Source organism: Variovorax sp. FW301-JW7 (assembly GCF_058788795.1).
This window is the reverse complement of record NZ_JBYTBC010000003.1, coordinates 228,935-242,400: the sequence shown is the minus strand read 5'-3', so window position 1 is coordinate 242,400 and position 13,466 is coordinate 228,935. Positions and strand designations below refer to the sequence as shown.

General features: G+C 69.3%; 12 protein-coding genes and 2 riboswitches. Of the genes, 10 read left to right on the top strand and 2 right to left on the bottom strand.

Annotation, left to right across the window (positions count from 1 at the left end; all coding sequences use genetic code 11):
* Positions 1–15: 15 nt before the first annotated feature.
* On the bottom strand, positions 16–1,077 hold the full coding sequence (locus AC3WQM_RS09600) for a hypothetical protein (RefSeq protein WP_492678257.1): 1,062 nt from the start codon (positions 1,075–1,077) through the stop codon (positions 16–18).
* A 65-nt stretch (positions 1,078–1,142) separates the two neighbouring features.
* Between AC3WQM_RS09600 and denD the strand changes: the two genes are divergently transcribed.
* The 4 genes from denD (at position 1,143) to AC3WQM_RS09580 (ending at position 5,086) form a co-directional block, all read left to right on the top strand.
* On the top strand, positions 1,143–2,159 hold the full coding sequence (gene denD, locus AC3WQM_RS09595; RefSeq protein WP_492678255.1) for a D-erythronate dehydrogenase: 1,017 nt from the start codon (positions 1,143–1,145) through the stop codon (positions 2,157–2,159).
* A gap of 56 nt (positions 2,160–2,215) precedes the next feature.
* Positions 2,216–3,190 (top strand): TRAP transporter substrate-binding protein, encoded by a 975-nt coding sequence (locus AC3WQM_RS09590; RefSeq protein WP_492678253.1) that lies wholly within the window; start codon positions 2,216–2,218, stop codon positions 3,188–3,190.
* 80 nt (positions 3,191–3,270) lie between these two features.
* Positions 3,271–3,783 carry a TRAP transporter small permease gene (locus AC3WQM_RS09585; RefSeq protein ID WP_095947438.1) on the top strand — a complete coding sequence of 171 codons (513 nt, stop codon included), beginning with the start codon at positions 3,271–3,273 and terminating at the stop codon, positions 3,781–3,783.
* A gap of 10 nt (positions 3,784–3,793) precedes the next feature.
* Positions 3,794–5,086, top strand: a complete 1,293-nt coding sequence (locus AC3WQM_RS09580) for a TRAP transporter large permease (protein WP_354346482.1) — start codon at positions 3,794–3,796, stop codon at positions 5,084–5,086.
* A gap of 33 nt (positions 5,087–5,119) precedes the next feature.
* On the opposite strand, the gene AC3WQM_RS09575 is transcribed toward AC3WQM_RS09580, so the two are convergent.
* Positions 5,120–5,899 (bottom strand): AraC family transcriptional regulator, encoded by a 780-nt coding sequence (locus AC3WQM_RS09575; protein ID WP_062474418.1) that lies wholly within the window; start codon positions 5,897–5,899, stop codon positions 5,120–5,122.
* A 109-nt stretch (positions 5,900–6,008) separates the two neighbouring features.
* On the opposite strand from AC3WQM_RS09575, the gene AC3WQM_RS09570 reads away from it, so the two are divergent.
* The 6 genes from AC3WQM_RS09570 (at position 6,009) to gcvP (ending at position 13,447) form a co-directional block, all read left to right on the top strand.
* On the top strand, positions 6,009–7,199 hold the full coding sequence (locus tag AC3WQM_RS09570) for an MFS transporter (protein WP_492678251.1): 1,191 nt from the start codon (positions 6,009–6,011) through the stop codon (positions 7,197–7,199).
* A gap of 260 nt (positions 7,200–7,459) precedes the next feature.
* Positions 7,460–7,942 carry a L,D-transpeptidase Cds6 family protein gene (locus AC3WQM_RS09565; protein WP_492678249.1) on the top strand — a complete coding sequence of 161 codons (483 nt, stop codon included), beginning with the start codon at positions 7,460–7,462 and terminating at the stop codon, positions 7,940–7,942.
* 95 nt (positions 7,943–8,037) lie between these two features.
* Positions 8,038–8,574, top strand: a complete 537-nt coding sequence (locus AC3WQM_RS09560) for a hypothetical protein (protein ID WP_492678247.1) — start codon at positions 8,038–8,040, stop codon at positions 8,572–8,574.
* A gap of 31 nt (positions 8,575–8,605) precedes the next feature.
* Positions 8,606–8,696, top strand: a riboswitch (glycine riboswitch).
* A 12-nt stretch (positions 8,697–8,708) separates the two neighbouring features.
* A riboswitch (glycine riboswitch) is annotated at positions 8,709–8,813 on the top strand.
* A gap of 47 nt (positions 8,814–8,860) precedes the next feature.
* A complete protein-coding gene (gcvT, locus tag AC3WQM_RS09555) occupies positions 8,861–10,033 on the top strand; it encodes a glycine cleavage system aminomethyltransferase GcvT (protein ID WP_492678245.1) in 1,173 nt (390 codons plus the stop codon).
* A gap of 71 nt (positions 10,034–10,104) precedes the next feature.
* Positions 10,105–10,476 (top strand): glycine cleavage system protein GcvH, encoded by a 372-nt coding sequence (gcvH, locus tag AC3WQM_RS09550; protein WP_062474411.1) that lies wholly within the window; start codon positions 10,105–10,107, stop codon positions 10,474–10,476.
* Positions 10,477–10,537: 61 nt separating this feature from the next.
* On the top strand, positions 10,538–13,447 hold the full coding sequence (gene gcvP, locus AC3WQM_RS09545) for an aminomethyl-transferring glycine dehydrogenase (RefSeq protein WP_492678243.1): 2,910 nt from the start codon (positions 10,538–10,540) through the stop codon (positions 13,445–13,447).
* The last annotated feature ends 19 nt before the right edge of the window (positions 13,448–13,466 follow it).

Genomic DNA, 13,466 nt, shown 5'->3' with positions numbered 1-13,466 from the left:
TTTTTTCATGGCGCTTCAGGCGAGGTACGCGGCGACCTCGTCGGGCGTGAGGAAGTGCACCAGCGACACCTGCGGGTTCTGCTCGGCATGCAGCACGTGGGTGAATCCGTTCCAGCCGCGCGCGGGCTTGTCGTCCGTCTCCAGCGCGACGAGCACCAGCCGCCCCTGCCGGCGCGCGTTCTCGCGCAGCGTGCCTTCGCCCCAGGACCACGCCATGCGGTCCACCAGCTCGCCCTGGGCGAAGGCCGTCGCCTGCAGCCAGAGGAAGGCAGCGGCATCGCTGTCCTCGTCGCGGCGCGTGCGCGGCGGCCGCCGGATGCCCAGCGTCTGGGCATGCGTTTCCATCAGGTCCTGCAGCAGCGAGAAGGCGTGGAAGTTGTTGTTGATGCCCTGGGCGCGAACGACCATGCCCGCGCGCGACGCCGGCAGCAGGACCACCAGTTCGTCCTCGTACGACAGCTGGGCCGCGGCGCGCAGGAAGTGCAAGGCCTCGAAGGGCAGCGAGTCGTTGGCGTACATCGCCTCGACATGCGCGAGCAGGCCTGCGTCCGCCACCAGCGACTGGTGGTTGCGCACATCGCGCACCACCATGGTCATGAGCGGCAGCACCAGCAGGTCGACCGCGCGCTGCAGCGCATCGACCTCGAAACGCGCCGGCGGCGACAGCGCCGCGAGCGCCGCTTCGGCGGCCTGCCAGGCGGCAAGTTCTGCCTCGTCCTGCGATTCTTCGTCGTCCTCATCGGGTTCGTACGGCTGCACCGCGCAGTAAGGCGCCAGCGACGCCAGCAGGCGCCCCGCCAGCTGCCGCACGGCGTCGAACATGAGCTGCGGATCGGCGCCGTTCTCGACCAGCGCGCCGCAGAACACCGCCAGCAACGCGGCCCGGTGCGGATGCAGCTCGCCGAGCTGCGCGACGGCGGCCCGCAGCACCTCGTCCTTCGCCGAGCCCTCCACCACCTCGAAGTAGAGCCCACGGACCTCCGGCCGCTTGAAGAAGGAGGCCTGGGTGTCGAGGTCGGCGTCCTGGAGCACAGGCAAACGCAGGGTGGCGAGGAGATCAGGGGGCAGCATGGGCATGCGCAAATTGTGCGATACCACCGACGCTATCCTCGCGACACAAGGACACAAGGAGACAGGACCCCATGCACATCGTCATCACCGGCGGCGCCGGCTTTCTCGGCGCGCGCCTGGCGCGCACCCTCGTGGCCCTGGGCCAGCTCTCGCTCGCCGGCGCGCCCGCCCGCGACATCGCCCGCATCACGCTGGTCGACCGCGCACCACCGCCGCCCGACCTCGCGGCCAACGCGCGCATCGCAGCCGCCACCGGCGACCTCAACGCCCAGCTGGCCGACGACAACGCCACCTTCTGGCGCGAGGCCGACGCGGTGTTCCACCTGGCCGCCGCCGTCAGCGGTGAATGCGAGGCCGACTTCGACCTGGGCATGCGCAGCAACTTCGCCGCCACGCACGGCCTGCTCGAGAAGCTGCGCGCGCTCGGCACGCGCCCGGTGCTGGTGTTCTCCAGCTCGCTCGCCGTGTTCGGCGATTCGCCCGAACAGCCGTTGCCCGCGCTCATCGACGACCACACGCTGCCCACGCCGCAGACCAGCTACGGCATCCAGAAATTCATCGGCGAGCAGCTGGTGGCCGACTACACGCGCAAGGGCTTCGTGCAGGGGCGCAGCGTGCGCCTCATGACGGTGAGCGTGCGCCCCGGCCAACCGAACGGCGCGGCCTCGGGTTTCTTCAGCGGCATGATCCGCGAGCCGCTCGCCGGCCTGCGCGCGGCCTGCCCGGTGCCCGACGAGACGCCCGTGGCCATCGCCTCGCCGGCCCGGACCATCGAAGGCATCGTGCGCGCCGCCGAAGCGAGCGACGCCGACTGGGGCCCGCGCACCGCGCTCAACCTGCCCTCGCTGGCCACCACCGTCGGCGAAATGGCCGCCGCGCTCGAACGCGTGGCCGGCCGCGCCGCCACCGACCTGCTCGACCGCACGCCCGACGCCGCCATCCGCCGCATCGTGAAAACCTGGCCCGGGCGCTTCGACACGCCGCGCGCGCGGGCCCTCGGTCTCACGGCCGACGAGAGCTTCGACGCGGTGATCCGCGCCTACGTCCGTGAAAGTCCCGACGCGGTCAAACTGGTTATTGGTGCATAGTCATTTCCTGACTTGCGCCTGACGCGCATCCGACCCCAAAACTCCCCGGAGACACCATGAAATTCGGCCACATCGCCGCCGCCTGCCTTTCGCTCGCCCTGGGCACCGCCGCCCTCGCGCAGCAACCCACCGTTCTCAAGATCGGCTATGCGACGTCCAAGGAATCGCATTACGGCGTGGGCTCCACCGTGTTCTGCGAAGAGGTCGAGAAGAACACCCAGAACCGCTTCAAGTGCCAGCACTTCGCCAACTCGGCGCTGGGCGGCGAGCGCGAGCAGATCGAAGCGATCCAGCTCGGCACGCAAGACCTGCTGAACACCTCGACCGGCCCCGTGGGCAACTTCGTGCCCGAGGTCAAGATCGTCGACATCCCCTTCCTGTTCCGCGACTACGACCACGCCCGCAAGGTCATGGACGGCCCCATCGGCCAGGACATCCTGACCAAGTTCCCGAGCAAGGGCATCATCGCGCTGGCCTGGACCGAAAACGGCTTCCGTCACATGACGAACAGCAAGCGCGACATCGTCAAGCCCACCGACGCGGCCGGCCTGAAGATGCGCACCATGGAAAACAAGGTGCACATGGACGGCTACCGCACCTTCGGCATCCTGCCCACGCCGATGGCCTTCCCGGAACTCTTCGGCGCGCTGCAGCAAGGCACGGTCGACGGCCAGGAAAACCCGATTCCCGTGATCCTGTCCTCGAAGTTCTCGCAGGTGCAAAAGCACCTGTCGCTCACGGGCCACGTCTACTCGCCGGCGCTGCTGCTGCTGTCGCCCAAGGTGTGGAACAAGCTCTCGGATGCCGACAAGAAGGTGTTCACCGAAGCGGCGAAGAAGGCCTCGATCGCGCAGCGCAAGAAGGTCAACGACGACGAGAACAACGGCATCGCCCAGCTTGAGAAAGACGGCATGAAGGTCACGCGCACCGTCGACGGCGCGGCCTTCCGCGACGCCCTGAAGCCGGCCTACGTGGGCTACGCCAAGGAATTCGGCGCCGACAACATCAAGAAGATCACGGACGTCAAGTAAGACCGCTCCGATCCGACCGCGCCCGGCCCGCCTCAGTGGGCCGGGCGCTTCGCATTTCCGACACCACAGAGAACCACAACGTGCAAGCCTTCGAGCGCTACTTTCTCGCCGCCAACCGGTGGGCGCTGATCCTCCTGCTGGCGGCCATGTCCGTCATCATCTTCACCAACGTCGTGCTGCGCTACACCACGAACCAGTCGATCGAATGGGCCGAAGAAGTGTCGCGCCACATGATGATCTGGCTCACCTTCCTGGGCGCCGGGCCCGTGCTGCGCTACGGCGGCCACATCGCCGTCGAGAACCTGCAGGACGCCCTGCCCCGGCCGGCGGCCGTGGCGGTGCGCCTCGTGGTGGCCGGGCTGCTGTTCGCCTTCTTCGGCTTCATGGTCTGGTACGGCTGGCTCTACATGGAACGCACGATGTTCCAGCTCACGGCCGTGACGCAGATTCCGTTTGCCTACATCTACAGCGCGATGCTGATCGGCGGCGTGCTGCTGATCGTGCACTGGCTGCTGGTGGTGCGCGGCTACGTGCTGAACCGCGAGTTCGCGTCGGACGCGCATTTCGACGCCAACGCGTCGGCCTCGCTGTAAGGAGAAGACCATGGATGCCAGCATTGTCCTGATCGTCTCCGCCTGCGTGTTCCTGGCCATCGGCGTGCCCGTGGCCTTCGCGCTCGGCCTGGCCACGGCCGCCACCCTGATCCTCGCGGAAAGCTACCCGCTGATGGTGCTGCTGAAGGAAACCTTCACCGGCATCGACAGCTTTCCGCTGATGGCCGTGCCCTTCTTCATCCTGGCCGCCGAGCTCATGAGCGGCGGCTCGCTCACCGAGGTGCTGCTGCGCTTCGCGGGCCAGTTCGTCGGCCACCGGCGCGGCGGGCTGGGCTACACCAATGTGGTGTCGCTGACCTTCTTCTCGGGCATCTCGGGCTCGGCGCTGGCCGACGCGGCCGGCCCCGGCTCGATGCTCATCAAGATGATGGACAAGGCCGGCTACGACCGCTCGTACGCGGCGGCGCTGACGGCCTCCACGGCCATCGTGGGACCGATCATTCCGCCCTCGATCATCATGATCATCTACGCGCTGCAGGACGAGACCGTGTCGGTCGGCCAGCTGTTCGTGGCCGGCATCGTGCCGGGCATCCTGATCGCGGTGGCGATGTGCGTCGTGAACTTCTACGTCTCGAAGAAGCGCAACTACAAGGGCGACGGCCAGACGCCGCCGCTGCGCGAGATTCTCATCACGACGTGGAAGGCGATTCCCGCGATCCTGCTGCCGGTGGTGATCCTGGGCGGCATGCGCGCCGGCTGGTTCACGCCCACCGAGGCGTCGGTGGTGGCGGTGTTCTACGCGCTGGTGTGCGGCAAGTTCATCTACCGCACGCTCGAGTGGAAGATGCTGCCCGACATCCTGTCGCGCTCGGCCCTGCTGTCGGCGTCGGTGCTGATCATCATCGGGCTGTCGGCCTCGTTCGCGTGGGTGCTGACCATCGAGGGCATTCCGCAGCAGATGGCCGAATGGCTCATCAGCATGAACCTCTCGCCGTGGATGTTCCTGATCATCGTCAACGTGTTCCTGCTGCTGTTCGGCATCTTCATCGAGCCGCTGCCGGGCGTGATGGTGCTGGCGCCGATCCTCGCGCCGGTGGCGATCAAGCTGGGCGTCGACCCGGTGCACTTCGCGATGATCGTGATCTTCAACCTCACGCTGGGCATGATCACGCCGCCGGTGGGCGGGCTGCTGTTCGTCACCTGCAACGTGTCGAAGGTGCCGATGTCGGCGCTGGTGAAGGAACTGGTGCCCTTCCTGTGGGCGCACGGCGCGGTGCTGGTCCTGCTGACCTTCGTGCCGATGCTGAGCACCTGGCTGCCACGCGCGCTCGGGTTCAAGTAGCGGCGCGGGCCGCTCCGGCCCGCACCCCCAGCTTCAGGCCGGCGGGTGCAGGTACTGGCTCGGCGGCACGCCGAGCGTGCGGCGAAACATCGCGGTGAAGGCGCTCGGGCTCTCGTAGCCGTGCGCCAGCGCCACCTCCAGGATCGATGCGCCCGCGGCCAGCCGCGGCAGGCTCAGCAGCAACCGCGCCTGGCGGCACCACGCGCCGAAGGTCATGCCGGTCTCGCGTTCGAACAGCCGCGCCAGCGTGCGCGCATTCATGTGCAGCCGCGCGGCCCAGCCGTCGAGCGTGGCGGGCTGCGCGGGGTCGCGGATCAGCGCCTCGCACAGCGCGGCCAGGCGCGCGTGGCGCGGCATCGGCACATGCAGCGACAGCGCGGGCGCGGCCTCGATCTCGTCGAGGATCAGCTCCATCACGCGCTCGTCGCGCCCGCCCGGCGGGTAGTCCAGCGGCAGCGACACGGCCGCCACGATCAGCTCGCGCAACAGCGCGCCCACATGGATCACGCGGCACTCGGCGCCCAGGTCGGCGCGCGTGCCGGGCTCGACGAAGACCGTGCGCATCTTCACCTCGCCCGCCATGCGGATCTGGTGCGTCATGCCCGGCGGCACCCAGACGCCGCGCCCCGGCGGCACCACCCAGCTGCCGGCAGCGGCGCCGACCATCATCACGCCCGAGATCGCGTGGATGAGCTGCCCGCGCCGGTGCGCATGCGGCGGAATGAAGGCGTCGCCCGCCGGATCGGTGGCCAGCACGGCCACGGCGCGCGGGGTCGATTCGCCCTCGTCGGGGCGCAGATTCAGTTTGTCCATTTCACGACGATGTTTGCACATTCATAGCGAGAACATCTTCCCCTGGCTTCCTACGATGGCTTTTCTCCCCCTTTTTCTCCAACCGGACATCCAGGAAAGAAGCCATCGCATGAACACGCGCCGACTCGGGCTGCTCACCGGCACCCATGCCGTCAACGACCTCTACCAGGGCCTCGTGCCCGCGCTGCTGCCCTTCATGGTGCTGGAGCGCGGCTACAGCTACACGGCCGTGAGCGGCCTGATGCTGGCGGCCACCGGGCTGTCGAGCGTGGTGCAGCCGCTGTTCGGCCTGTACGCCGACCGCCACCCGCGCGCCTGGCTGGTGCCCGTGGGCTTCCTGGTGGCGGCGCTGGGCGTGGTGCTGGCGGGCCTGAGCCAGAGCTACCTGCTGACCTGGATCGCGGTCGCGCTGTGCGGGCTGGGCATCGCGGCCTACCACCCGCCCGCCACCGTGGCCGCGCGCGCGGCCGGCGGCGCCTCGCAGAAGGCGATGAGCGTGTTCTCGGTGGGCGGCACCATCGGCGCCTCGTTCGCGCCGGTGCTGGCGGCCACGGTCGTCGGCGGCGGCAGCCTGTCGCGCAGCTACCTGCTGGGCATTCCCGCAGTGGCGATGGGCGTGGTGTGGGTCGCGGCGAATGCACGGCGCAGCGCGGCCGCCCACCACGCGGCCACCGCGGCACGGGCCGCGCAGGCCCGCGCCCAGGTGCTGAAGCCGCACAACGACTGGCGCGCCTTCAGCCTGCTGGTGGCGACCATCGTGGGCTGGTCGATCCCCTACGTCACGGTGCTGTCGATGCTCTCGCTGCGCATCACGCGCGACCTGCACGGCAGCACCTTCCAGGGCGCCGCGGCGCTCACCGCCTTCACCGCCGCGGGGGCCGTGGGCACGCTGGCCGGCGGCTGGCTCGGCGACCGCATCGGGCGCATGGGCACGATCCGCTGCGGCTACCTGCTCGCGCTGCCGGCCATGGCGGGCCTCGTGCTCGCGTCGACGCCCGGCGCGGCGCTGGCCTGCACCGCGTGGCTCGGCATGAGCATGTTCCTGCCCTTCGCCGCGCAGGTGACGCTCGCGCAGGACTACCTGCCGCGCAACCCGGCCACCGCCAGCGGCATCACGCTCGGGCTCGCACTCTCGGTCGGCGGGCTGGTGTCGCCGCTGTTCGGCCTGCTGTCGGATGCACGCGGGCTCGGCGTGACGCTGACGGTGGTGTTGTGCGTGCTGTGCGTCGCGACCGTGCTCGCCTTGCGGCTGCGCAATCGCACAGTGCAGGTGATGGCGGGCGAGGCTGCGGCGGCCTGAGTTGAGTTCCGTTCCCGCGCAACGGCAGCGCCCACCGTGCACAGGGCACTGGGTGCTTCCCGCAGCGAAATCAAGGAGGAGCCGAAGGCGGGGGACATTCGCGGAGGGAAGCACCCGGTGGCCTGTGCACGCGCCCTGAACCACGGACCACCGAAATCCGTGGGCGATTCCACGCCGCACGCGCTCTCTTTCACTGCCAGAATCGACGCAAGCTTCGACGTCGAGCCTGACAGACAAGAAGAAGGAAAGAGAAGGACGCCATGCACCGAATCGTCGCCCAGGGCAGCAGCCTTGTCGCTGCCGGCTTGCTGGCCACCGCCGGTATCGCGGCCACGCCGGCCGCCGCGCCCGTTGCAGCCGTTGCACCAGCAGCCGCCCCCGCCAATCCCACCAATCCCGTCACCCACCTCGCCGAAGTGGAAAGCGCCGTGCGCGCCTGGGCTGCCGCCTGGTCCGCGCGCGACGTCGAGCGCTACCTCGCGGCCTACGCGGCCGACTTCACCCCCGCGCGCGGCCAGACCCGCGAGCGCTGGGAGGCCGACCGGCGCGCCCGCATCACGGGCAAGTCGCGCATCAGCGTGGGCATCGAGGGGCTGGTGATCAGCGTCCAGGGCACCTCGGCCAGCGCGCAGTTCCGGCAGGTCTACCGCGCCGACGCGCTCACCGAGACCGACCGCAAGACCCTCGAGCTGCAGCGCGTGGGCACGCGCTGGCTGATCCGCAAGGAGAGCGCGGGCAACTGACGCGCCCCCCTTGTCCCTGTAAGGCAAATGGTTCACGAAGATGTCACCACTTGCAACGATGCTGCTGCCTTCGACCTCCGAAAGCTGTGGCCGCCATGTTCCCCACCAAGACCGAGAAGGCACGCGACGAACTCCAGGCCGGGCAGCGCACGCTCAGCCAGCGTGAGCGCGCCCTGCTGCTCATGGCCGACGGCCGGCGCTCGCTGACCGACTTCAGCCCGCTGTTCCCCAGCCGCGTCGAGGCCGAGCAGGCGATCCAGGGGCTGATGCAGCGCGGCTACCTGCAGGTCGCGCGCCCGGTCGCGCCGCCTCCCGCAGCGGCCCCCACGCCCGTCCCCGCCGCCGAGCCGATCCAGGTCGCCACCTCGGCCGACAGCTTCGACGGCAAGCGCTCGCTGGCCACCACGCGCATGTTCCTGTTCGACATCTGCGAGCGCATGTTCGTGCGCCGCGACCCGCGCTTCGCCAACCAGATGCGCGACGCCCTGCGCGAGGCCCGCGACCGCGAAGCCATGCTGACCATCGCCGCGCTGATGCTCTCCGAGATCGAGAAGGCCGCCGGCCCCGAGCGCGCCGACTCGCTGCGCGAGCGCATCGACAAGCTGCTGCCGCCGGCCGAAACCGTGCACTGAGCCGCCAGCCCCGGCCCCGCGATCCACTACACTCGCCGGGTCAGGAGAGAGCCCCGCGCGACGGGGCCGCCGAAGGCGCAGGGGTTCCCCGAACGCTCAGGCAAAAGGACTGACAAGACGCCGGCAACCACCGGCGTTTCCTTGCTGGAGAGAGGCCGTGGCATTGCACACGGCCCACCGAAGGAGCAAACCCCGATCGTGGGGCGAATCTCTCAGGTAAAGCGGACAGCAGGGGTGGCCCGTGGCGTTGCAGCCATGGATTTCGACTGCCCCTTTGGAGTGCCCCGTGGCCGCTTCCTCCGCTTCTGACGCCCAACTTCTCAAGACCCCGCTGTACGACCTGCACGTGGAGCTTGGCGCCCGCATGGTGCCCTTCGCCGGCTATTCAATGCCCGTGCAGTACCCCGCCGGCCTCATGGCCGAGCACAAGCACACGCGCGACGCGGCCGGCCTGTTCGACATCTCGCACATGGGCCAGCTGCGCCTGGTCGGCCCCGATGCCGCCGCCGCCTTCGAAACCCTGATGCCCGTCGACGTGATCGACCTGCCCGCCGGCAAGCAGCGCTACGGTCTGCTGCTGAACGACGAGGGCGGCATCCTCGACGACCTGATGTTCTTCAACGAAGGCAACGGTTCGCTCTTCGTGATCGTGAACGGCGCCTGCAAGGTGGCCGACATCGCCCACATCCAGGCCAGGATCGGCGCGCGCTGCGCGGTGCAGCCCCTGCCCGACCACGCCCTGCTCGCACTGCAGGGCCCGCAGGCCGCAGCCACGCTGGCGCGCCTGTCGCCCGGCATCGAGCGCTTCGTGTTCATGACCGGCGGCGCGGTGCAGATCGGCGGCATCGCGGCCTTCGTCACCCGCAGCGGCTACACCGGCGAAGACGGATTCGAAATCTCGGTGGCTGGCAAGGACGCCGACGCCCTCGCCCGCCTGCTGCTCGCGCAGCCCGAAGTGAAGCCCGTCGGCCTGGGCGCGCGCAACTCGCTGCGGCTCGAAGCCGGCCTGTGCCTGTACGGCAACGACATCGACACCACCACCACGCCGGTCGAAGCCTCGCTCAACTGGGCGATCCAGAAGGTGCGCCGCGCCGGCGGTGCGCGCGAAGGCGGCTTTCCGGGCGCGGCCAAGGTGCTGGCCCAGCTGGCCGCCGTCGCCTCGGGCGCGGCCGGCCACACCGACCACAAGACGCTCACGCGCAAGCGCGTCGGCCTCGTGGCACTGGAACGCATTCCGGTGCGCGACGGCACGCTGCTGCAGTCGCTCGAAGGCCACGACATCGGCGCCGTCACCAGCGGCCTGCTCGGCCCCACGGCCGACCGCTGCGTGGCCATGGGCTACGTAGCCGCCGCCTTCGCCGAGCCCGGCACGCGCGTGCAGGCCATCGTGCGCGGCAAGCCGGTGCCGATGGAAGTCTCGACCATGCCTTTCGTGCCGACCCGCTACTACCGCGGCTGACCGACACTGAACCCCGCAGACCCGGCTAGGCTCTGCACCCCGATTCCATTTTTTCCACGAGGAGTTTTTTCATGAGCATCAAATACACCAAGGACCACGAATGGGTGGCGGCCGAAGGCGGCGCCGCCACCGTCGGCATCACCGTGCATGCGCAGGACGCGCTGGGCGACGTGGTGTTCGTCGACCTGCCTGAAGTGGGCAAGACCTTCGCGCAAGGCGAGGTCGCCGGTGTGGTCGAGTCGGTGAAGGCCGCCGCCGATGTGTTCATGCCCGTGTCGGGCGAGATCACCGAAGTCAACGAAGCGCTGCGCGCCGACCCGTCGCTGGCCAACAGCGACCCGCTGGCCGCCGGCTGGTTCTTCAAGGTCAAGCTGAGCGAGCCCGCGCAGCTCGACGCCCTGCTCGACGCCGCCAGCTACGACAAGTTCGCCGCCGAATCCTGATCCGCTGAACAGCAGCCGTTTCCTCGCACCTTCGTTCCTTCTCCCCCGAGCCTTCACCGCCATGCCGATTCCCGCCCTTCCCTCTTTGCAAGAACTAGAGAACGCCGAAGAATTCCTCGCCCGCCACATCGGCATCGATGCGGCGGACGAGGCGCGCATGCTGCCGGTGATCGGCTCCGAAACGCGCGCGGAGCTCATCGACGGCATCGTGCCGGCGGCCATCCGCCGCGCCCGGCCGATGCGCCTGCCCGCGCCGGTCACCGAGGCCGACGCGCTGGCCGAGCTGAAGACGCTGGCGTCGAAGAACAAGGTGTTCAAGAGCTTCATCGGCCAGGGCTACTACGGCACGCACACGCCGGGCGTGATCCTGCGCAACATCCTGGAGAACCCCGCCTGGTACACGGCCTACACGCCCTATCAGGCCGAGATCTCGCAGGGCCGCATGGAAGCCTTGCTCAATTTCCAGACGATGGTGTGCGACCTCACGGGCATGGCCATCGCCAACGCCTCGATGCTCGACGAGGCCACGGCCGCCGCCGAGGCCATGACGCTCGCCAAACGCAGCGTGAAGAGCAAGAGCAACGTGTTCCTGGTGTCCGGTGACTGCCACCCGCAGACCATCGAAGTCATCAAGACCCGCGCCGCCCCGCTGGGCATCGAAGTCAAGGTGAGCACCGTGTCGGAAACGCTGCCGCACCTGATGGTGAGCGGCGAGTTCTTCGGCGTGCTCGCGCAGTACCCGGCCACCACCGGCCACGTGCACGACCTGCGCCCGCTCGCCGGCCACGCGCACCAGTGCGACGCCGCCTTCATCGTCGCGGCCGACCTGCTGGCGCTCACGCTGCTGGTCGCTCCCGGCGAGTTCGACGCCGACATCGTCTGCGGCACCACGCAGCGCTTGGGCATGCCGCTGTGCAACGGCGGCCCGCACGCCGCCTACCTGGCCTGCCGCGACTCGTTCAAGCGCTCGCTGCCCGGTCGCCTCGTCGGCGTGAGCGTCGACACGCACGGCCAGCCCGCCTACCGCCTCGCGCTGCAGACGCGCGAGCAGCACATCCGCCGCGAGAAGGCCACCTCCAACATCTGCACCGCGCAGGTGCTGCCGGCCGTGGTCGCCAGCATGTACGCCGTGTACCACGGCCCCGACGGCCTCACGCGCATCGCACAGCGCGTGGCCGTGCTCACCGCCATCCTCGCCAAGGGTCTGTCGCAGATGGGCCGCGAGCCGGTGAACACCACCGCCTTCGACTCGCTGACGATCCGCACCGGCGACGACACGGCCGCGATCATCGAGCGCGCGCAGACCGGTGGCGTCAACCTGCGCCAGCGCCTGCAGCAGCACCTGGGCATCTCGCTGGACGAAACCACCACGCGCGCCGACATCGAAACCCTGTGGGCCCTGTTCGTGCCCGCCGGCACTGCGATGCCGCGCTTCGACGACCTGGCCGCCAACACCACGCCGCTGATTCCCGAGGACCTGCGCCGCACCAGCGCCTTCCTCACGCACCCGGTGTTCAACACCCACAAGAGCGAGACCGCGATGCTGCGCTACATCCGCAGCCTGTCGGACAAGGACCTCGCGCTCGACCGCAGCATGATCCCGCTGGGCAGCTGCACCATGAAGCTCAACGCGACCAGCGAGATGATCCCCATCACCTGGCCCGAGTTCGCCAACATCCACCCCTTTGCGCCCGCCGACCAGCTGCAGGGCTACGCCCAGCTCGACGCGCAGCTGCGCGCCTGGCTGTGCGAGGCCACCGGCTACGCGGGCATCAGCCTGCAGCCCAACGCGGGCTCGCAGGGCGAGTACGCGGGCCTGCTGGCCATCAAGTCCTTCCACGAAGCCAAGGGCCAGGGCCACCGCAACATCTGCCTGATTCCCTCGTCGGCGCACGGCACCAACCCGGCCAGCGCCCAGATGGTGGGCCTGCAGGTGGTGGTGACGGCCTGCGACGCGCAAGGCAACGTCGACATGGACGACCTGAAGCGCGCCTGCGAAAAGCACAGCGCCCACCTGGCCGCCGTGATGATCACCTACCCCAGCACGCACGGCGTGTTCGAAACGCGCGTGAAGGAACTGTGCGAACTCGTGCATGAGCACGGCGGCCGCGTGTACGTGGACGGCGCCAACATGAACGCGCTGGTCGGCGTGGCCGCGCCGGGCGAGTTCGGCGGCGACGTGAGCCACCTGAACCTGCACAAGACCTTCTGCATTCCGCACGGCGGTGGCGGCCCGGGCGTCGGCCCGGTCTGCGTGGTCGAAGACCTCGTGCCCTACCTGCCGGGCCATGCCACGGCCGGCGTGCCGTCGAACGGCGTGGGCGCCGTGTCGGCCGCGCCGCTGGGCAATGCGGCCGTACTGCCGATCAGCTGGATGTACTGCCGCATGATGGGCGCCAAGGGCCTGCAGGCCGCGACCGAAACGGCCATCCTGAGCGCCAACTACATCAGCGCGCGCCTGAAGGACCACTACCCCACGCTGTACGCGAGCCCCAACGGCCACGTCGCGCACGAGTGCATCCTGGACCTGCGCCCGCTCAAGGACACCAGCGGCGTCACAGCCGAAGACGTGGCCAAGCGCCTGATCGACTACGGCTTCCACGCGCCCACGCTGAGCTTCCCCGTGCCCGGCACGCTGATGGTGGAGCCCACCGAAAGCGAACCGCTGGCCGAGCTCGACCGTTTCGTCGACGCGATGATCGCCATCCGCGGCGAGATCCGCCGCGTGGAAGAAGGCGTCTGGTCGAAGGACGACAACCCGCTCAAGCACGCGCCGCACACCGCCGCGAGCCTGCTGGGCAGCGAGTGGAGCCACCCGTACTCGCGCGAACTCGGCGCGTTCCCGCTGGCCGAACTCAAGCAGGCCAAGTACTGGCCGCCGATCGGCCGCGTCGACAACGTCTACGGCGACCGCAACCTGTTCTGCAGCTGCGTGCCGGTGGGCGAGTACCAGGAAGCCGAAGAGGCCTGAGCGCGCACGGTCGCCAAGA